This is a genomic window from Azospirillum brasilense, from assembly GCF_001315015.1.
GTDB classification, from domain to species: Bacteria; Pseudomonadota; Alphaproteobacteria; order Azospirillales; family Azospirillaceae; genus Azospirillum; species Azospirillum brasilense.
Map to the genome: position 1 here is coordinate 402,197 of NZ_CP012916.1, position 20,475 is coordinate 422,671.

The following is a 20,475-nucleotide window of genomic DNA, read 5'->3' on the forward strand; positions in this document are numbered from 1 at the left end:
GGCCGTAATCATGGCGAACATCAGTCTCATTCCCAGCGGCGACTTCAAGACCCGGTACGCCGCCGACACGACCATCTTCCCGACCAGGACCAGCCGCAACTTCGCGATCCTGGGCGTGGCGCTGCTGCTGCTCTGCCCGGCCTTCATGGACCGCTACTGGCTGAACCTGTGCATCCAGATCGGCTATCTCGGCATCGCGGCGCTGGGGCTGAATATCCTGGTCGGTTTCACCGGCCAGATCTCCATCGGGCATGCCGCCTTCTTCGGCTTCGGCGCCTTCTCGTCGGCGTGGCTGTCGAACAGCTTCGGCATCCCGGTGGCGCTCGCCATCCCGCTGGCCGGCGTGATGACCACCGGGGTCGGCATGCTGTTCGGCATCCCGGCGGCGCGGCTGAAGGGCCTGTACCTCGCCATCGCCACTCTGGCAGCGCAGTACATCCTTCAGGACTTCTTCTCGCGCGCCGACTGGTTCACCGGCGGCACCGCCGGCACGATCGCGGAGCCCTTCACCCTGTTCGGCTACGCCTTCGACACCGACGAGAGCTTCTTCTACGTCGTGCTGGTCTATGTGGTCGTCATGTACATCCTGGCGACCAACCTGATGCGGTCCCGCGACGGGCGGGCGCTGGTGGCGGTGCGTGACCATTATCTCTCCGCCGAGATCATGGGCATCAACCTGACCAAGTACCGCACGATGTCCTTCGGCATCTCGTCCTTCTACGCCGGCATCGGCGGTGCGCTCTACGCCCACTATCTGCAGTTCGTGTCGGTTGAGGGCTTCACGATCCTGTTCTCGATCCAGTTCCTCGGCATGATCATCATCGGGGGTCTGGGCTCGATCATGGGGTCGTTGATGGGCACCGCCTTCATGGTGCTGCTGCCGGAGGTGATGCAGGCCATCACCACGGCGCTGTCCGGCACCGCCATCGACGCCGCGCTGAACCTGAGGGAGGCCATCGCCTTCCTGCGCGAAATGGCCATCGGCCTGGTGATCATCCTGTTCCTGGTCTTCGAACCGGACGGGCTGGCCCACCGCTGGAAGCAGATCAAGGCCTACTGGAAGCTCTACCCGTTCTCGCACTGACCTCTCGCACATCGGCTTCTGAAAAACATAACGACTGGGAGAAAACGCACCATGACCATGAAGACCGTCCTGCTGGCGTCCGCCGCCGTCGTCCTGCTCGGCACCGGGGCCGCCAACGCCCAGAAGATCCCGGTCGGCCATCTCGCCGACCAGTCCGGCGCCACGTCGGACGTGGGCGTGCCCTTCGGCCAGGGCGTCGCCGACGCGCTCGCCTACATCAACAAGAACGGCGGCGTCGCCGGCACGACGATGGACGTCGAGACCGTGGACTACGGCTATCAGGCGCCGCGCGCCATCAGCCAGTACAAGAAGTGGTCGTCGGGCAGCGGCAAGGTCGCGGCGATCCAGGGCTGGGGCACCGCCGACACCGAGGCGCTGACCGGCTTCGTCGGCAAGGACGAGATCCCCTACTACTCCGGCTCCTACTCGGGCCACCTGACCGACCCGACCGGCAACGGCCCGCACGGTTCCAAGCCGGCCCCCTACAACTTCTTCTACGGCCCGTCCTACTCCGACGGCCTGCGCGCCATGCTGATGTGGGCGGCCGAGGACTGGAAGACGAAGGGCGGCTCGGGCAAGCCCAAATACGTCCACATGGGTGCCAACCACCCCTACCCGAACGCCCCGAAGGAAGCCGGTGAGCAGCTCGCCAAGGAGCTGGGCTTCGACGTGCTGCCGGCGGTCCAGTTCGCCCTGACGCCGGGCGACTACACCGCCCAGTGCCTGACGCTGAAGCAGGCCGGCGCCAACTACGCCTATCTCGGGAACACGGCGGGCTCCAACATCTCCGTTCTGAAGGCCTGCCAGACGGTCGGCGCCCAGGTGCAGTTCATGGGCAACGTCTGGGGCATGGACGAGAACGCCGCCAAGGCCGCCGGCTCGGCCGCCAACGGCGTGATCTTCCCGGTCCGCACCGCGGCGATCTGGGGCGGCGACGCGCCCGGCATGAAGATCGTCAAGGAGATCTCCAAGGTCTCCGACGCCGCCGGAACCGCCTACCGTCCGGTGCACTACGTCTCCGGCATCTGCTCCGCCTTCTACATGAAGGAAGCGATGGACTGGGCGAAGCAGAACGGCGGCGTGACCGGCCCGAACATCCGCAAGGGCATGTACCAGAAGAAGGACTGGGTGCCGGCGGGGCTGGAGGGCGTCTGCGTGCCGTCTACCTGGACCGAGACCGACCACCGCGGCATGGACAAGGTCAACCTGTACCGCGCCAACGTGTCCGGCGACACCGGCGGTTCGGTGGACGATCTGGTGAAGGCCGGCACGATCAAGCTGGAGAAGATCGCCACCGTCGACGTCCCGCGCAAGCCGGAGTGGCTGGGCTGGTAAGCCGGACCGCCCCCGCCGTCGCCGTGAAAGGCCGGCGGCGGGGGCATCCGTCCCGTCTCACTGCATCAGGTGCCGCATCATGAACGCCGCCACCGCGACCGCCGCGGTCAATCCCGCCAGCGCTCCGGCGCCGGTTCCCGGCACGGCCAAGGCGCCGCTGCTGTCCGTCAACAACATCGAGGTCGTCTACAACGACGTCATCCTGGTGCTCCGCGGCCTCAGCCTGGAAGTGCCGGAGGGGGAGATCGTGGCCCTGCTGGGCGCCAACGGCGCCGGCAAATCGACGACGCTCAAAGCCATCTCGGGCCTGCTCAAGACCGAGGACGGCGAGGTCACGCGCGGCGACATCTCCTTCGCGGGCGAGCGCATCAACGGCATCGACCCCGACAAGATCGTCCGGCGCGGCATTTTCCAGGTGATGGAGGGCCGCCGCATCATCGGCGACATGACCTGCCAGGAGAATCTGCGCCTCGGCGCCTTCACCCGCCGCGACGGCGGGGTGAAGGACGACATCGAGATGGTCTATCACTACTTTCCCCGCCTGAAGGAGCGCACCGGCCTCGCCGGCTACCTGTCGGGCGGCGAGCAGCAGATGCTGGCCATCGGGCGCGCGATGATGGCGCGGCCGAAGCTGATCCTGATGGACGAGCCGTCCATGGGCCTGTCGCCGCTGATGGTGAAGGAGGTCTTCAGCATCATCCGGCAGATCAACAAGGACCTGGGGGTCACCATCCTGCTGGTCGAGCAGAACGCCCGCATGGCGCTCCAGGCCGCGACGCGCGGCTACATCATGGAGAACGGCAAGGTCGTTCTCGACGGCACCGCCGAAGAGCTGCGCAACAACGAGGACGTGAAGGAATTCTACCTCGGCGGCGGCAACGAAGAGCGCAAGAGCTTCAAGAATCTCAAGAGCTTCAAGCGCCGGAAGCGCTGGATTTGACGTGAGAGGAGTGGTCGTAGCGGGCCCCCCTCCCAACCTCCCCCCGCTTCGCAAGGGGAGGAGTTAAGCCCTCCCCTGCTCAGCGGGGGAGGGTTGGGTGGGGGCCCACCACGACACCCCAAGAAAAACAGCCGGGAGGCATCGGTGTCCGACACTTACGATCAACTCGAAACCCGCTCCCCCGACCGGCGCGAGGCGGAGCTGTTCGCGGCGCTGCCGGCGCAGATCGCCCACGCCAAGGCGAACGCGCCCTACTTCACCCGCCTGCTGGCCGATGTGGACCCCGCCGCCGTCCGTGACCGTGTGTCGCTCGCCGCCCTGCCGGTCACCCGCAAGTCGGACCTGATCGCCTTGCAGAGGGAGGCGCCGCCCTTCGGCGGGATGACAACCGTCGCCATCGGTCGACTGGCCCGCGTCTTCGCCTCGCCCGGTCCGATCCACGATCCGGAGGCCCACGGCACGGACCCCTGGCGCACCGCGCGGGCGCTCTACGCCTCGGGCATCCGCAGCGGCGACCTCGTGCAGAACTGCTTCGCCTACCACCTGACGCCCGCCGGCTCGATGTTCGAGACGGGGGCGCACGCGCTGGGCTGCGCGGTCATCCCCGCCGGGGTCGGCAACACGGAGATGCAGGCCCAGGTGGCCGCCCATCTGAAGCCGCGCGCCTACATCGGCACGCCCGACTTCCTGAAGATCATCCTGGAGAAGGGCGACGAGCTGGGGCTGGACCTGTCCTCCATCGCGATCGGCCATCTGACCGGCGGCCCCTTCCTGCCGGATGCCCGCGCCTATTACGAGGGGCGCGGCATCGCCGCCTACCAGAGCTACGGCACCGCCGACCTCGGCCTCGTCGCCTACGAGACGACGGCCCGCGCCGGGCTGGTGGTGGAGGAGGGCGTGATTGTCGAGATCGTCCGCCCCGGCACCGGCGATCCCGTGCCGGAAGGCGAGGTGGGGGAGGTCGTCGTCACCACCTTCAACCAGGCCTATCCGCTGCTCCGCTTCGCCACCGGCGACCTGTCGGCCGTGCTGCCCGGCGAGAGCCCCTGCGGGCGCACCAACATGCGGCTGAAGGGCTGGATGGGCCGCGCCGACCAGACCACCAAGGTCAAGGGCATGTTCGTCCATCCACAGCAGATCGCCGAGGTGCTGCGTCGCCACCCGCAGATCGGCAAGGCCCGCCTCGTCGTCGGGCGGCAGGACGCCAACGACACCATGACCCTGCGCTGCGAGTCGCCCGAATCCGGCGAGGCTTTGGCGGCATCGGTGCGTGAAACTCTGGCCGCCGTCACCAAATTGAAGGGTGTCGTGGAGTTCGCGGCCCCCGGCAGCCTGCCCAACGACGGCAAGGTCATCGAGGACGCCCGCGCCTAAGACCCTTTGATGCCCGAAAACAACGATAACCGACCCGATACACACGAGGACCTTTTCGACATGAGCGTCAGCACCGACCTCCAGCTCGACCCCTTCGCGCTCGCCAGGGAGCTGTCGGGCAAGCATTTCTTCGGCGGCGAGTTCCGCCCGGCCTCCTCCGGCAAGGGCTTTCCCGTTGTGAACCCGGCGACCGGCGAAACGGTGGCCGAGGCCGCCTTCGGCGAGGCGGCGGACGTCGATGCCGCGGTGGCCGCCGCGGTGGCCGCGCAGAAGGAATGGGCCAAGCGTCCGGTGCGGGAGCGCGGCAAGCTGGTCGCCGAATGCGGGCGCGTGCTCGACGCCCACAAGGAGGAAATCGCCAAGCTGATCGCGCTGGAGACCGGCAAGGCGCTGCGCACCGAATCGCGCGTCGAGGCCGGCGTTCTGTCCGACGCGTTCGTCTTCTTCGGCGGTCTGGCGCCGGAGCTGAAGGGCGAAACCATTCCCTTCAACCCGTCCATGCTGACCATGACGGTGCGTGAGCCGGTGGGCGTGGTCGGCGCGATCATCCCGTGGAACGTGCCGCTGCTGCTGATGGCGCTGAAGATCGCCCCGGCGATGGTGGCGGGCAACGCCGTGGTTGTGAAATCGGCGGAGGAGGCGCCGCTGGCCGTCCTGCGCGTCGTGCAGCTCATCAACACGGTGATCCCGGCGGGGGTGGTGAACATCCTGTCGGGCTACGGCCCGGAATGCGGCGCCCCGCTGGTGGCGCACAAGGACGTGAAGAAGGTGACCTTCACCGGCTCGGTCGAGACCGGCAAGATCGTCTACAAGACCGCCGCCGAGAAGCTGATCCCTGTGACGCTGGAGCTGGGCGGCAAGAGCCCGATGATCGTCTGCGGCGACGCCGACCTGGAGCAGGCCATCGCGGGCGCCATCGCCGGCATGCGCTTCACCCGCCAGGGCCAGAGCTGCACCGCGTCGTCGCGCATCTTCGTCCATGACAGCATCCACGACGCCTTCGTGGAAAAGCTGAAGGAGAAGGTGAACGCCATGAAGATGGGCGACCCGCTGGACGAGTCGACCGACATCGGCACCATCGTCTCGCCGCAGCAGCTGGACCGGGTGCAGAGCTATATCGCCATCGGCAAGGAGGGCGGGGCGACCCCGCATGTCTGCTCCGCCATGCCGTCCGATCCGAAGCTGACCAAGGGCCTGTACGTGCAGCCGCACATCTTCACCGGCGTGAAGAACAGCGACCGAATCGCGCAGGAGGAAATTTTCGGCCCGGTCTGCTGCGTCATCCGCTGGACCGACTACGAGGAGGTGATCGCCCAGGCCAACGACACCGAATACGGTCTCGCCGCGACCATCTGGACCCGTGACCTGAAGGTGGCGATGGACGCGGTACACCGGCTGGAGGCCGGGTTCGTTCAGGTGAACCAGAATCTGGTCGTGCAGCCGAATCTGTCCTACGGCGGCGTGAAGTCCTCCGGCCTCGGCAAGGAAGCCTCGCTGGAGGCGATGCTGGAGCACTTCACCCACAAGAAGACGATCATCATCAACATGAAGTGAGCGGACTTTCTGTCCCCTCTCCCCTCCGGGGAGAGGGTTAGGGTGAGGGGGTTGCGCTTTTGCCGGACGCACCGCCACGCGCATCCCCCTCACCGGCCCTTCGGGCCACCCTCTCCCCGGAGGGGAGAGGGCTAGAAGGCCTTGCCACGCCCATTTCCATACGCTACCGTACGGCTCCATACGTCGCCGTATGGCGGGAACGAAGAACAGACCTCCGGGGGGAGCGCCAACACCATGCTGTCGAACCAGTATCCGACCCTGAACTTCGACCTCGGCGAATCCGCGGACATGCTGCGCGACACCGTGCGCAGCTTCGCCGCCGACGAGATCGCGCCCCGCGCCGCCGAGATCGACCGCACCAACGAGTTCCCGAACGAGCTGTGGCGGAAGTTCGGCGACCTCGGCGTGCTCGGCATCACGGCGGAGGAGGAATACGGCGGCGCCGGCATGGGCTATCTGGAGCATGTCGTGGCGATGGAGGAGATTTCCCGCGCCTCGGCCTCGGTCGGCCTCAGCTACGGCGCGCACTCCAACCTCTGCGTCAACCAGATTCGCAAGAACGGCACGGCGGAGCAGAAGAGCCGCTACCTCCCGAAGCTGATCTCCGGCGAGCACATCGGCGCGCTTGCCATGTCGGAGCCGAACGCCGGGTCCGACGTGGTGTCGATGAAGCTCCGCGCCGAGAAGCAGGGCGACCGCTACGTGCTGAACGGCACGAAGATGTGGATCACCAACGGGCCGGACGCCGACACGCTGGTGGTCTACGCCAAGACCGACGTCAACGCCGGCCCGCGCGGCATAACCGCCTTCCTGATCGAGAAGTCGTTCAAGGGCTTCTCCGTCGCGCAGAAGCTCGACAAGCTGGGCATGCGCGGCTCCAACACCGGCGAGCTGGTGTTCGAGGACTGCGAGGTGCCGGAGGAGAACATCCTGGGCGGCGTCGGGCGCGGCGTGAACGTGCTGATGTCCGGCCTCGACTACGAGCGCGCGGTGCTGGCCGGCGGGCCGCTCGGCATCATGCAGGCCTGCATGGACGTGGTGGTTCCCTACCTGCACGACCGCAAGCAGTTCGGCCAGCCGATCGGCGAGTTCCAGCTCATGCAGGGCAAGCTGGCCGACATGTACACGATCATGAACGCCGCCAAGGCCTACGTGTACGCCGTCGCCAAGGCCTGCGACCGCGGCGAGACCGCCCGCAAGGACGCCGCCGGGGCGATCCTCTTCGCCGCCGAAAAGGCGACCTGGATGGCGCTGGAGGCCATTCAGACTCTGGGCGGCAATGGCTACATCAACGAATACCCGACGGGCCGCCTGCTGCGCGACGCCAAGCTCTACGAGATCGGCGCCGGCACCAGCGAGATCCGCCGCATGCTGATCGGGCGCGAGCTGTTCAAGGAAACGGCCTGAGGAAAACGGCGTAAAGCCGGAGGGAAGGGAAGAACCATGACCGATACCGTTGTGATCGCGGGCGCCGCCCGCACGCCGATGGGCGGCTTCCAGGGCGACTTGCAGGGGCTGACCGCACCGCAGCTCGGCTCCGCCGCCATCAAGGCCGCGCTGGAGCGCGCCGGGGTGAAGCCGGATGCCGTGGACGAGGTGTTCATGGGCAACGTTCTGCCCGCCGGGCTGGGGCAGGCGCCGGCGCGACAGGCGTCGCTCGGCGCCGGCATCCCGGAGGCTGCCGGCTGCACGACCATCTCCAAGGTCTGCGGGTCGGGCATGAAGGCGGTGATGCTCGCCACCGACCTCATCAAGGCCGGCTCGGCGGAGATCATGGTCGCCGGCGGCATGGAGAGCATGTCCAACGCTCCCTACCTGCTGGACCGCGCGCGCGGCGGCTACCGCATGGGCCACGGCCGCGTGCTCGACCACATGTTCCTCGACGGGCTGGAGGACGCCTACGACCGCGGGCGCCTGATGGGCACCTTCGCGGAGGAATGCGCCACCCACTACCAGTTCACCCGCGAGGCGCAGGACAACTACGCCATCGAGAGCCTGAACCGCGCCCGCCGCGCCACCGAGGACGGCAGCTTCGTCAAGGAGATCACCGCGGTCACCGTTAAGGGCCGCAAGGGCGACACGGTGGTGGAGAAGGACGAGCAGCCGCTGAAGGCCGACCCGGCCAAGATCCCCACGCTGAAGCCCGCCTTCGCCAAGGACGGCACGGTGACGGCGGCCAACGCCTCCTCCATCTCGGATGGTGCGGCAGCGCTGGTGCTGACCACCCGGTCGAACGCGGAGAAGCTCGGCCTGCCGATCCTGGCGGAGATCAAGGCCCACGCCAACCACGCCCAGGCCCCGGCCTGGTTCACCACCGCCCCGGTCGGTGCGATCAACAAGGTGCTGGAGCGCGCCGGCTGGTCGGCCAAGGACGTGGACCTCTACGAGCTGAACGAGGCCTTCGCCGTGGTCGCCATGGCGGCGATGCGCGAACTCGACATCCCGCATGACAAGATCAACGTGCATGGCGGCGCCTGCGCGCTCGGCCATCCGATCGGCGCGTCCGGCGCGCGCATTCTCGTCACGCTGCTGGCGGCCCTGGAGAAGAACGGGCTGAAGCGCGGTGTCGCCTCGCTGTGCATCGGCGGTGGCGAGGCCACGGCGGTGGCGGTGGAGTTGGTGTAAGGCAACCGTGCCCCCTCCCTAACCCTCCCCCGCTGCGCGGGAGAGGGGATCAAGCTCCCTCCACCGCGCAGCGGGGGAGGGGTGGGGAGGGGGCAAAAAGCGTGCGGGAGGGAAAGCAATGCGGCTGACGGAAGAGCAGCGGATGGTGCGCGACATGGCGCGGGACTTCGCGACTGAGCGGCTGGCGCCGACCGCGGCCGAGCGCGACCGCACCGGCGCCTTCCCCAAGGAGGAGCTGGCCGAGATGGGCCGGCTCGGCCTGATGGGCATGCTGGTGCCGGAGGCGTTCGACGGCGCCGGCACCGACCACATCGCCTACGCGCTCGCCATCGAGGAGATCGCGGCGGGCGACGGCGCCATTTCCACCATCATGAGCGTGCACAACTCCGTCGGCTGCATGCCGATCCTGAAGTTCGGCAGCGCCGAGCAGAAGGAGCGCTTCCTGAAGCCGATGGCCCGCGGCGAGCAGCTCGGCTGCTTCTGCCTGACCGAGCCGCAGGCGGGGTCCGACGCCGCCGCCATCAAGACCCGCGCGCGCCGCGACGGCAACCACTGGGTCCTCAACGGCACCAAGCAGTTCATCACGTCGGGCAAGAACGCCGACGTCGCCATCGTCTTCGCGGTCAGCGACCCCGAGGCCGGCAAGAAGGGCATCACCGCCTTCATCGTACCGACCGACACCCCCGGCTTCCAGGTCGCGCGGGTCGAGGAGAAGCTCGGCCAGAGCTGCTCCGACACCTGCCAGATCGTGCTGGAGGACTGCCGCATCCCCGCCGACCTGATGCTGGGCGCGGAGGGCGGCGGCTACCGGGTGGCGCTCGCCAACCTGGAGGGCGGGCGCATCGGCATCGCCTCTCAGTCGGTGGGCATGGCGCGCTCCGCGCTCGACCACGCCACCCGCTACGCCCAGGAGCGGCAGAGCATGGGCGTGCCGATCATCCAGCATCAGGCGGTGGCCTTCCGGCTGGCCGACATGGCGACGAAGGTGGAGGCCGCGCGCCAGCTCGTCCTGCACGCCGCGAGCCTCCGCGACGCGGGCGAGCCCTGCCTGAAGGAGGCGGCGATGGCGAAGCTGTTCGCCTCGGAGATCGCCGAGCGCGTCTGCTCCGACGCCATCCAGATTCATGGCGGCTACGGCTACCTGAACGATTTCCCGGTGGAGCGCATTTATAGAGACGTGCGCGTCTGCCAGATCTACGAGGGCACGAGCGACATCCAGCGGCTGGTCATCAGCCGCGCCCTGATGCAGTAGAACAAGAAGAGACGGGAGGACGACGGCCATGACCGTCCTGAAGAGCGCCCTGAACCCGCGCTCCGCCGAGTTCCAGACGAACGCCGACGCCATGTCCGCCCTGGTCGCCGACCTGCGCGAGAAGGTGGGCGCCATCAAGCAGGGCGGCGGCGCGAAGGCCCGCGACAAGCACCTGTCCCGCGGCAAGCTGCTGCCGCGCGAGCGCATCCGCCAGCTTCTGGATGTGGGATCGCCCTTCCTGGAGCTGTCGCAGATGGCCGCCCACAAGGTCTATGACGACGACATCCCGGCCGCGGGCATCATCACCGGCATCGGCAGCGTGGCCGGGCAGGAATGCATGGTGGTCGTCAACGACGCCACAGTGAAGGGCGGCACCTACTTCCCCCTGACCGTCAAGAAGCACCTGCGGGCGCAGGAAGTGGCGCAGCAGAACAACCTGCCCTGCATTTATCTCGTCGACTCGGGAGGCGCCAACCTGCCCAACCAGGACGAGGTCTTCCCCGACCGCGACCATTTCGGCCGCATCTTCTTCAACCAGGCCAACATGTCGGCCCAGGGCATCCCGCAGATCGCCGTGGTGATGGGAAGCTGCACGGCGGGCGGAGCCTATGTTCCGGCCATGTCGGACGAGGCGATCATCGTGCGCAACCAGGGCACCATCTTCCTCGGCGGCCCGCCGCTGGTGAAGGCGGCGACCGGCGAGGTGGTGTCGGCGGAGGACCTCGGCGGGGCGGACGTGCATTCCCGCACCTCCGGCGTGACCGACCATTACGCGATGAACGACGCCCACGCGCTCGCCATGGCGCGCAAGGTCGTGTCGAACCTGAACCGCAGCAAGCGCATCGACATGGACCTGCGCGAGCCGCAGGAACCGGCCTACGACCCGCGCGAACTCTACGGTGTGATCCCCAGCGACCCGCGCAAGCCCTTCGACGTGCGCGAGGTCATCGCCCGCGTGGTCGACGGCTCGGTGCTGGACGAGTTCAAGCCGCTCTACGGCACGACGCTGGTCTGCGGCTTCGCCCACATCTTCGGCTACCCGGTCGGCATCATCGCCAACAACGGCATCCTGTTCAGCGAATCCGCCCTGAAGGGCGCGCATTTCGTCGAGCTGTGCTGCCAGCGAGGGATTCCCCTGGTCTTCCTGCAGAACATCACCGGCTTCATGGTCGGGCGGAAATACGAGGCGGGCGGTATCGCCAAGGACGGTGCGAAGCTGGTCACCGCCGTCGCCTGCGCCAAGGTGCCAAAATTCACCGTCATCATCGGCGGCAGCTATGGTGCGGGCAATTACGGCATGTGCGGGCGCGCCTATTCCCCGCGCTTCCTCTGGATGTGGCCGAACTCGCGCATCTCGGTGATGGGCGGGGAGCAGGCGGCGGGCGTGCTCGCCCAGGTCCGGCGCGACGCCATGGAATCCCAGGGCAGGAGCTGGGCGCCGGAGGAGGAGGAGGCGTTCAAGGCCCCCATCCGCCAGCAGTACGAAGACCAGGGCCATCCCTACTACGCCTCCGCCCGGTTGTGGGACGACGGCATCATCGACCCGGCGGACACGCGCATGGTGCTCGGCCTCGGCCTGTCGGCGTCGCTGAACGCCCCGGTCGAGAAGACCACCTTCGGCGTGTTCCGGATGTGAGCGGGGGGACGACGAGCATGAGCGACATTCTGATCGACATCGCCGCCAGCGGCGTCGCCGCCGTCACGATGAACCGGGCGGACGTTCACAACGCCTTCAACGAGCAGGTCATCGCCGATCTGACCGACGCCGTCCTCAGCCTGGGATCGAACCCGGATGTCCGCGCCATCCTGCTGCGCGGCGCGGGGAAGAGCTTCTCCGCCGGGGCCGACCTCGGCTGGATGAAGAAGATGGCGGGTTACAGCCATGGCGAGAACGTCGAGGACGCCATGGGGCTCGCCACCATGCTGCGCACGCTGGACGAATGCCCGAAGCCGACCATCGCCGTGGTGCAGGGTCCGGCCTTCGGCGGCGGGGTGGGGCTGGTCGCCGCCTGCGACATCGCCATCGCCACCGAGACCGCCAGCTTCGCCCTGACCGAGGTGCGGCTGGGCCTGATCCCCGCGGTCATCAGCCCCTACGTCGTCGCCGCGATGGGCGAGCGCGCCTGCCGCCGCTACTTCCTGACGGCGGAGCGATTCTCCGCCGCTGAGGCGCTGCGGCTCGGTTTGCTGCACCAGACCGTCCCGGCGACGGAGCTGGATGCCGCGGTCGAGGTGATGGTGCGCAACCTTCTGCAATGCGGCCCGGCCTCGCAGACCGCGGCGAAGGAGCTGATCCGCGCCGTGGCGCGCCGTCCGCTGGACGACGCGCTGGTCCGCGACACGGCGGAGCGCATCGCCCGCCAGCGCGCGAGCGACGAGGGGAGGGAGGGCGTCGGCGCCTTCCTGGAGAAACGCGAACCGGCGTGGCGGAGCTGAGTCCCATGGTTGAGACAGGCATGTTCGACAAGATTCTGATCGCGAACCGTGGCGAGATCGCCTGCCGCGTCATCCGCACCGCCCGCCGCATGGGCATCCGCACCGTCGCCGTGTATTCGGAAGCCGACGCCCGCGCCATGCATGTGGAGATGGCCGACGAGGCCGTCTGCATCGGCCCGGCGCCGGTCGGCGAGAGCTATCTGCGCGGCGACGCGATCCTTGAGGTCGCCAAGCGCACCGGCGCCCAGGCCATCCATCCCGGCTACGGCTTCCTGTCGGAGAACGCCGGCTTCGCGGCGGCCTGCGCCGAGGCCGGCGTGGTCTTCATCGGCCCGCCGATCGAGGCCATCCGCGTCATGGGCTCCAAGGCGGAATCCAAGCGCGTGATGTCGCAGGCCGACGTGCCTCTGGTCCCCGGCTTCCACGGCGAGGCCCAGGATCTGGAGACGCTGAGCGCGGAGGCCGGGCGCATCGGCTACCCGGTGCTGGTCAAGGCGTCGGCGGGCGGCGGCGGCAAGGGCATGCGCGTGGTCCGCGCCGCCGGCGAGTTCGCCGACGCGGTGGCCGGCGCCAAGCGCGAGGCGAAGGCCGCCTTCGGCGACGACAGCGTGCTTCTGGAGAAGTATCTGGGCCGCCCGCGCCATGTCGAGATCCAGGTCTTCTGCGACACCCACGGCAACGGCGTCTATCTGTTCGAGCGCGACTGCTCGATCCAGCGCCGCCACCAGAAGGTGATCGAGGAGGCCCCGGCCCCGGCGCTGCCCGACGACCTGCGCCGCCGCATGGGCGAGGCCGCGGTGGCCGCCGCCAAGGCGGTGAACTACGTCGGCGCCGGCACCGTGGAGTTCCTCTACGAGGACGGCGGCTTCTACTTCATCGAGATGAACACCCGCCTCCAGGTGGAGCATCCGGTGACCGAGAAGATCACCGGCCAGGACCTCGTGGAGTGGCAGCTGCGCGTCGCTGCCGGCGGCACGCTGCCGCTGATGCAGGACCAGCTCACCCGCCGCGGCCACGCCTTCGAGGCGCGCCTCTATGCGGAGGACCCGCAGCGCGAGTTCCTGCCGGCCATCGGCAAGCTGGTCCGCCTGCGCCCGCCCGCCGAGAACGACCATGTCCGGGTGGACACCGGCGTCCGCGAGGGCGACGAGGTCACCATGTTCTACGACCCGATGATCGCCAAGCTGATCGTCTGGGACGAGGACCGCGACGCCGCGCTGCGCCGCCTGCGCGTGGCGCTCGCCGCCTACGAGGTGGTCGGGGTGACCACCAACGTGGCCTTCCTCGGCGCCATCGCCGGGCATCCGGCCTTCCGCGCGGTGGAGATCGACACCGGCTTCATCGAGCGGCACCGCGCCGACCTGTTGCCCCCGCCGGCCCCGGTGCCGGACCGCGGGCTGGCCATCGCCGCGCTCAGCGTGCTGCTCCGCCGCAACGCGGACACGCGCAAGGCCCGCCGCGCCGCGTCGGACCCCTGGTCGCCCTGGCTGTCGGCCAGCGGCTGGCGCCTCAACGACGACAACCACCACGACCTGCGCCTGCTCGACGGCGACACGCCGCGCAGCCTGACCCTGCATTTCCGCCCCGACGGTTACGAGATCGAGGTGGAGGGCCGCCCGGCCATCCGGGCGGAGCGGGTGACGCTTGACGGCGAGACGCTGACCGCCACCATCGACGCCGTGCGCACCCGCGCCACGGTGGTCTGTCAGGGATTGGACCTGACCATCCTGTCGGACGGATCGGTGTGGCGGCTGCATCTGGACGACCCGACCGCCCGCGCCGCGGAGCAGGAGGGCGGCTCCGGCCGCCTGACCGCGCCGATGCCGGGCACCGTCGTCCGCGTGCTGGTCGAGCCCGGCCAGACGGTGGAGGCGGGCGCGCCGCTGATGCTGCTGGAGGCGATGAAGATGGAGCACACCATCAAGGCCCCCGCCGCCGGCACAGTCAGCGCCGTCAACTTCGCGGCGGGCGATCAGGTGTCCGAAGGCGTGGACCTGCTGGTCCTCGACGTGGCGGAGGGATGAGCATGCGCCTGCCGAAAAGCGTCCGCATGGTGGAGGTCGGCCCGCGCGACGGCCTCCAGAACGAGAAGCAGATCGTCCCGACCGCGGTGAAGATCGGTCTGGTCGACCGGCTGACCGAGGCCGGGCTGACCGCCATCGAGGCCGGCAGCTTCGTGTCGCCCAAATGGGTCCCGCAGATGGCCGACACGCCGGACGTCTTCGCCGGCATCCGGCGCAGGGAGGGGGTGCGCTATGTCGCCCTCACCCCGAACGCCAAGGGCCTGGAGGGCGCGCTCGCCGCCCGCGCCGACGAGGTGGCGGTCTTCGCCGCCGCGTCGGAGAGCTTCAGCCAGAAGAACATCAACTGCTCCATCGCCGAAAGCCTGGACCGCTTCGTCCCGGTGCTGGAGCAGGCCAAGGCTCGGGGCGTGCCGGTGCGGGGTTACGTCTCCTGCGTGCTCGGCTGCCCCTATGAAGGCGAGATCGCTCCGGCGGCGGTGGCCGAGGTGGCCGGCCGGCTGCTCGACATGGGCTGCTACGAGGTCTCGCTCGGCGACACCATCGGGACCGGCACGCCGGCCAAGGCCCAGGCGATGATCGCGGCGGTGGCGGAGCGCGTGCCGATGGAGCGCTTGGCGGTGCATTTCCACGACACCTACGGCCAAGCGCTCGCCAACATCCTGGCGACGCTGGAGATGGGCGTGGCGGTGGTGGACAGCTCCGTCGCCGGGCTGGGCGGCTGCCCCTACGCCAAGGGGGCGTCGGGCAACGTGGCGAGCGAGGACGTGCTCTACATGCTGAACGGTCTGGGTGTCGGGACGGGGGTGGACCTCGACCGGCTGGTGGCGGCTGGCGCTTATATCAGCGATGCCATCGGCCGTCCGACCGCCTCGAAGGTCGCCCGCGCGCGGGGATGTGCGTAAAACACGGGGAAAGAGGGAAGGGAAGGGCGCCATGAGCTTCACGAACCTGCTGGTGCATGTGGACGACAGCGACCGCTGCGGGGAGCGGCTGACCGTCGCCCTGACCCTGGCGCAGAAGCATGGCGCCGCGCTGACCGGCCTGTTCGCGCAGAGCGACAGCTCCGGCGCCGGCATCGTCACCCGCAAGGCCGGCCCGGCGCTGACTCAGGCGGCGCAGCGCGCACGGGAGCTGTTCGAGGAGAAGGCCCGCGAGGCCGGCGTGACCACGCGCTGGTGGCAGCTCAGCCACGGCGAGTACGGCCATGTGATCGCCGAGACTGTGATCTGCTCGCGCTACGTGGACCTTGCCGTGTTCGGCCAGCACGACCCGGAGGACAGCCGCGTTCCGGCCGATCTCCTTGAGGAGGTGGTGCTGAACGCCGGGCGCCCGATCCTGGTCGTGCCGCACAGCGGCAGCTACCCGCAGCTCGCCGACCGCCCGGTGATCGCCTGGAACGGCAGCCGCGAGGCCGCCCGCGCCGTCAACGACGCGCTGCCGCTGCTGAAGCAGGCCAGTTCCGTGCTCTTGCTCGCCTTCCACACCCAGCCCCGGGCGGAGGGAGGCGGCACCGTCCCGCAGGTCGACATCCTGGAGCATCTGGCGAGCCACGGCGTGAAGGCCACGCAGGAACGCATGACCATCGCCAGCATGACTCCCATGGACGCCGTGTTGTCGCGCGCCTCGGACCATGGCGCCGATCTTCTGGTGATGGGCGGCTTCGGCGGCTATGGCGGCTCGCTGTTCCCGCTGTTCGGGCGGGGCAGCAACACCCGCCAGATTCTGCGCCAGATGACCCTTCCCGTTCTGTTGTCGCACTGACCGACGTTGTTCGCACGAAACAAGGAAAGAAGAAGAAATGGCTGATGAGATGGCTCGCGATCCGCGCGAGGTGATGGAGTACGACGTCCTTGTCGTCGGAGCCGGCCCGTCGGGCCTGAGCGCGGCCATCCGCCTGAAACAGCTCGCCAACGAGGCTGGGCAGGAACTGTCGGTCTGCGTCGTGGAGAAGGGCTCGGAGGTCGGCGCCCACCTGCTCTCCGGCGCGGTGTTCGAGCCGCACGCGCTCGACGAGCTGATCCCCGACTGGAAGGAGAAGGGCGCGCCGCTGACCACCCCGGCCCGCGAGGACCGCTTCCTCTTCCTCACCGAGACCAAGGCGCTGAAGTCGCCCTTCGCCCCGCCGCAGATGCACAATCACGGCAACTACATCATCAGCCTCGGCAACCTCGCCCGCTGGATGGCCGGGCAGGCCGAGGAGCTGGGTGTGGAGATCTACCCCGGCTTCGCCGCGGCGGAGGTGCTCTACGACGACACGGGGGCGGTCAAGGGCGTGGCCACCGGCGACATGGGCATCGGCAAGGACGGTGAGAAGACCGCCAACTACACGCCGGGCATGGAGCTGCACGCCAAGCAGACCATCTTCGCCGAGGGCTGCCGCGGCTCGCTGACCAAGACGCTGTTCGAGCGCTTCGACCTGCGCCGCGACGCCGACCCGCAGACCTACGGCATCGGCATCAAGGAGCTGTGGGAGGTTGCGCCGGAGAAATCCCAGCCCGGCCTGATCGTCCACACCATCGGCTGGCCGATGGACCCCAAGACCTACGGCGGCTCCTGGCTCTACCACATGGAGGGCAACCTGGTGTCGGTCGGCTTCGTGGTCGGGCTCGACTACGAGAACCCGCACCTGTCGCCGTTTGAGGAGTTCCAGCGCTACAAGACCCACCCGGCGATCCGCCCGACCTTCGAGGGCGGCCGGCGCATCGCCTACGGCGCGCGGGCGCTCAACGAAGGCGGCTTCCAGTCGATCCCCAAGCTGACCTTCCCCGGCGGTCTGATCGTCGGCGACGCGGCGGGCTTCCTCAACGTGCCCAAGATCAAGGGCAACCACACCGCGATGAAGTCGGGCATGCTGGCGGCCGAGGCGGTGCATGAATTGCTCTCCGCCGAGGCTCCGGCGCGCGAGGCGGTGGCCTATCCGGAGAAGCTGAAGGCGTCCTGGGTGTGGTCGGAGCTGCATGCGGTGCGCAACATCCGCCCCGGCTTCCAGAAGGGTCTGTGGGCGGGGCTGGCCAACGCCGCCTACGAGACGGCGACCAAGGGCAAGTCGCCGTGGACGCTGCACCACCGGCACGGCGACCACGAGACGCTGAAGAAGGCGTCGGAGATGCCGAAGATCGCCTATCCCAAGCCGGATGGCGTGGTGTCGTTCGACCGGCTGTCGTCGGTGTATCTGTCGAACACCAACCACGAGGAGGACCAGCCGGCGCACCTGACGCTGAAGGACGCGTCGGTGCCGATCGCGGTCAATCTGGCGCTCTACGACGCGCCGGAGACGCGCTATTGCCCGGCGGGTGTGTACGAGATCGTGCGGGCGGAGGACGGCAGCGACCCGCGGCTGCAGATCAACGCGCAGAACTGCGTGCACTGCAAGACCTGCGACATCAAGGACCCCACCCAGAACATCAACTGGGTCGTTCCCGAGGGCGGCGGGGGGCCAAACTACCCGGGCGGGATGTAAAACTCAAACGGCAGCAAAACATCAGGGAGAGAGCGCGATGCAGATCAACGGTCAGGCCGCCATCGTCACCGGTGGCGCCTCCGGCATGGGGGCGGAAACCGCGCGCCATCTGGCGAAGCTGGGCGCCAAGGTCACCGTGCTCGACATGAACGAGGCGGCGGTCAAGCAGGTCGCGGAGGAGATCGGCGGCCTGGGCCTGCTCTGCGACGTGTCGAGCGCGGAATCGGCGGAGAAGGCCGTGGCCGAAGCCCGCGCGGCCCATGGCCCGGCCCGCATCGCGGTGAACTGCGCGGGCGTTGCTCCGGCCAAGCGGATCGTCGGGCGCGACGGTCCGATGGCGCTGGACGACTTCCGCAAGGTGATCGAGGTCAACCTGATCGGCACCTTCAACATGCTGCGCCTCGCCGCCGCGGACATGGGCACGCTCGACCCGCTGGAGTCGGGGGAGCGCGGGGTGATCGTCAACACCGCTTCCGTCGCCGCCTATGAGGGCCAGATCGGGCAGGCCGCCTACGCCTCGTCGAAGGGCGGCATCGTCGCCCTGACCATCTGCGCCGCCCGCGATCTGGCGCGCAGCGCCGTGCGCGTCATGACCATCGCCCCGGGCCTGATCGGCACGCCGATGCTGCTGAACATGCCCCAGGAGGTCCAGGACAGCCTCGCCGCCACGGTGCCCTTCCCGAAGCGCTTCGGCCAGCCCTCCGAATATGCCCGTCTCGTGCAGCACATCTTGGAAAACGAGATGTTGAACGGCGAAGTGATCCGGCTGGACGGCGCCATCCGGATGGCGCCGCAGTAACGGGATTCGACGAGCAACCGTCATCGAACCTTCTCCGCGCTGTGAATCAGCGCGGAGAAGGGGAGGGCGTCGAACGGGATCTCCCTCCGCCTCAATCGTCCCAGATCGGCAGGGTGCCGAGCTGCGCGTTCGTCAGCGCGGTCGTCAGGGCCCGCCCATCGTCGCGAAGCTGGTCCAGCCCGACGATGACTTCCTTGTCGCCGATCCCCACCCCATGCTCCACGTCCACCACCACGGCGACCGGCTGACCGGAGGCGTCCATCAACACCTCCTCCACCTCGCCGATCTTCGTGCCGTCCGGCCCCATGACATCCATATCGTCCAACTGCCCGACCGTCCGCTTGAGGGACGGCACCATGACGTTGTCGTCCTTCACCTCCCGATAGGCGTTGGCGGGGTTGGGGATGGCGGCGCTCTGCTGGGCGAGCGAGGATCCGGCCGCAACCATGACGAGGGCGACCGCCGTTGCGGAAAGGAGCTTTCTCATCGCATTGCTCTCCTGCTGCTGACCGTGCAACAACATGGAGTTGCCGGCACGGTTCCATCCGATGCGCCGGTGCACACCGTCCGATTGCGCAGGAACCGCCAATGCTCCGATTCGCCGCGACCGTGCTGCTGGTCGTCTTGTCCGGCTTCGGCGTCCAGTCCACGCAGGCGCAAACCGTGAAGGAGGCCCGCAAGGTGGAGTCTTTCGATCTGCGCGCCGACCGGACGGGCTTGGATTACCGGGTCTTTCTCGTCCACCCCGCCGAACCGCCGCCGCCGGGCGGTTATCCAGTCATCTACATGCTCGACGGCAACGCGACCGTGCCGATGATGGAGAGGGTCATCGGCGCAAATCCACAGGAGCCCTACGGTTCCGCGGTGATCGTCGGAATCGGTTATCCGATCGACGGACCGTTCGACATCCTCCGCCGCTACCGCGACCTGACCCCACCGACTCCGCCGGAGTTCATTCCGCCGTCGCGGGACGGAGCCTCCATCATCGAAACCGGCGGGCGCGACGATTTCCTGACCTTCGTTGAGACGCAGGTGATTCCGGCGGTCGAAACGCGCCTGCCCATCGACCCGCAACGCCGGACCCTGTTCGGCCATTCGCTGGGCGGGCTGTTCTCCCTCTACGTTCTCTACACCAAGGGAGACCTGTTCCAGACCTACGTCGCGGCCGACCCGGCGATCTGGTGGAACGGGCAGGCCATCCTGGGAGAGCAGGCGGCGTTCCTTGAGCGGTCGAAGGGCGAGGGCGTAGCGCACGGCACGGCGCTGCTGATCGAGACGTCCGGCAAGCTGGTGGAACGTCCGTTGCCGCCGGCGGACGCCGAGCGGTTGAAGCGTCTCCGTTCCGGACAGACGGGGAGGGAGGTCGCGGCCACCCTGGCGACGGTTCCGGGTTTGCGCCTCGTCTTCCATGAGTTCGTCGAGGAAAGCCACGGCTCCATGCTGCCGCTCGCCGTGGCCGACGCCCTGGGCTTCGCTTTCGGGCGAAATCCGGACTGATTTGAAAGTCAACGCGATCGCGGAGACACCGGGCGACCTTCCGAATTGCCCCGCACTCCCCACATGTGTGAACCGAGGTCCGCAAGAAGCGGGCA

At 68.4% G+C, this 20,475-nt stretch carries 17 protein-coding genes; 16 read left to right on the top strand and 1 reads right to left on the bottom strand.

Annotation, left to right across the window (positions count from 1 at the left end):
• The first annotated feature begins 10 nt into the window (after positions 1-10).
• The 15 genes from AMK58_RS23210 to AMK58_RS23280 all read left to right on the top strand — a co-directional run bounded on the left by AMK58_RS23210 (position 11) and on the right by AMK58_RS23280 (position 18,883).
• A complete protein-coding gene (locus tag AMK58_RS23210; protein ID WP_035679334.1) occupies positions 11-1,084 on the top strand; it encodes a branched-chain amino acid ABC transporter permease in 1,074 nt (357 codons plus the stop codon).
• 51 nt (positions 1,085-1,135) lie between these two features.
• Positions 1,136-2,419, top strand: a complete 1,284-nt coding sequence (locus tag AMK58_RS23215) for an ABC transporter substrate-binding protein (protein ID WP_035679333.1) — start codon at positions 1,136-1,138, stop codon at positions 2,417-2,419.
• Positions 2,420-2,498: 79 nt separating this feature from the next.
• Positions 2,499-3,359, top strand: coding sequence for an ABC transporter ATP-binding protein (locus AMK58_RS23220; protein ID WP_014241708.1), 861 nt, complete (start codon positions 2,499-2,501; stop codon positions 3,357-3,359).
• Positions 3,360-3,503: 144 nt separating this feature from the next.
• Positions 3,504-4,733 carry a phenylacetate--CoA ligase family protein gene (locus AMK58_RS23225; RefSeq protein WP_035679331.1) on the top strand — a complete coding sequence of 410 codons (1,230 nt, stop codon included), beginning with the start codon at positions 3,504-3,506 and terminating at the stop codon, positions 4,731-4,733.
• Between the two features lie 60 nt (positions 4,734-4,793).
• Positions 4,794-6,287: an aldehyde dehydrogenase family protein gene (locus tag AMK58_RS23230; RefSeq protein WP_035679330.1), complete on the top strand. Its 1,494-nt coding sequence runs from the start codon at positions 4,794-4,796 to the stop codon at positions 6,285-6,287.
• A gap of 234 nt (positions 6,288-6,521) precedes the next feature.
• On the top strand, positions 6,522-7,694 hold the full coding sequence (locus tag AMK58_RS23235; protein WP_035679329.1) for an isovaleryl-CoA dehydrogenase: 1,173 nt from the start codon (positions 6,522-6,524) through the stop codon (positions 7,692-7,694).
• 36 nt (positions 7,695-7,730) lie between these two features.
• Entirely contained in the window at positions 7,731-8,912 is a 1,182-nt protein-coding gene (locus tag AMK58_RS23240) for an acetyl-CoA C-acyltransferase (RefSeq protein WP_035679327.1), read from the top strand.
• A 118-nt stretch (positions 8,913-9,030) separates the two neighbouring features.
• A complete protein-coding gene (locus AMK58_RS23245; protein ID WP_035679325.1) occupies positions 9,031-10,164 on the top strand; it encodes an acyl-CoA dehydrogenase family protein in 1,134 nt (377 codons plus the stop codon).
• A gap of 28 nt (positions 10,165-10,192) precedes the next feature.
• Positions 10,193-11,800, top strand: a complete 1,608-nt coding sequence (locus AMK58_RS23250; RefSeq protein WP_035679323.1) for a carboxyl transferase domain-containing protein — start codon at positions 10,193-10,195, stop codon at positions 11,798-11,800.
• A 17-nt stretch (positions 11,801-11,817) separates the two neighbouring features.
• Positions 11,818-12,600, top strand: coding sequence for an enoyl-CoA hydratase/isomerase family protein (locus tag AMK58_RS23255; RefSeq protein ID WP_035679321.1), 783 nt, complete (start codon positions 11,818-11,820; stop codon positions 12,598-12,600).
• A 20-nt stretch (positions 12,601-12,620) separates the two neighbouring features.
• The gene (locus AMK58_RS23260; protein WP_035679348.1) at positions 12,621-14,624 is read left to right on the top strand and encodes an acetyl-CoA carboxylase biotin carboxylase subunit; all 2,004 of its coding nucleotides are present in this window, start codon (positions 12,621-12,623) and stop codon (positions 14,622-14,624) included.
• Between the two features lie 2 nt (positions 14,625-14,626).
• Positions 14,627-15,526 carry a hydroxymethylglutaryl-CoA lyase gene (locus AMK58_RS23265; protein WP_035679319.1) on the top strand — a complete coding sequence of 300 codons (900 nt, stop codon included), beginning with the start codon at positions 14,627-14,629 and terminating at the stop codon, positions 15,524-15,526.
• Between the two features lie 31 nt (positions 15,527-15,557).
• Positions 15,558-16,385: a universal stress protein gene (locus AMK58_RS23270; RefSeq protein WP_035679318.1), complete on the top strand. Its 828-nt coding sequence runs from the start codon at positions 15,558-15,560 to the stop codon at positions 16,383-16,385.
• 49 nt (positions 16,386-16,434) lie between these two features.
• Positions 16,435-18,084 carry an electron transfer flavoprotein-ubiquinone oxidoreductase gene (locus tag AMK58_RS23275; RefSeq protein WP_059399576.1) on the top strand — a complete coding sequence of 550 codons (1,650 nt, stop codon included), beginning with the start codon at positions 16,435-16,437 and terminating at the stop codon, positions 18,082-18,084.
• Positions 18,085-18,121: 37 nt separating this feature from the next.
• Complete coding sequence (locus AMK58_RS23280) at positions 18,122-18,883, top strand: SDR family NAD(P)-dependent oxidoreductase (protein WP_035679316.1); 762 nt, start codon at positions 18,122-18,124, stop codon at positions 18,881-18,883.
• Positions 18,884-18,974: 91 nt separating this feature from the next.
• Here the strand turns inward: AMK58_RS23280 and AMK58_RS23285 are convergent, their stop codons facing one another.
• Positions 18,975-19,370: a PRC-barrel domain-containing protein gene (locus tag AMK58_RS23285; protein ID WP_051140655.1), complete on the bottom strand. Its 396-nt coding sequence runs from the start codon at positions 19,368-19,370 to the stop codon at positions 18,975-18,977.
• Between the two features lie 101 nt (positions 19,371-19,471).
• On the opposite strand from AMK58_RS23285, the gene AMK58_RS23290 reads away from it, so the two are divergent.
• On the top strand, positions 19,472-20,380 hold the full coding sequence (locus tag AMK58_RS23290) for an alpha/beta hydrolase (RefSeq protein ID WP_051140654.1): 909 nt from the start codon (positions 19,472-19,474) through the stop codon (positions 20,378-20,380).
• The last annotated feature ends 95 nt before the right edge of the window (positions 20,381-20,475 follow it).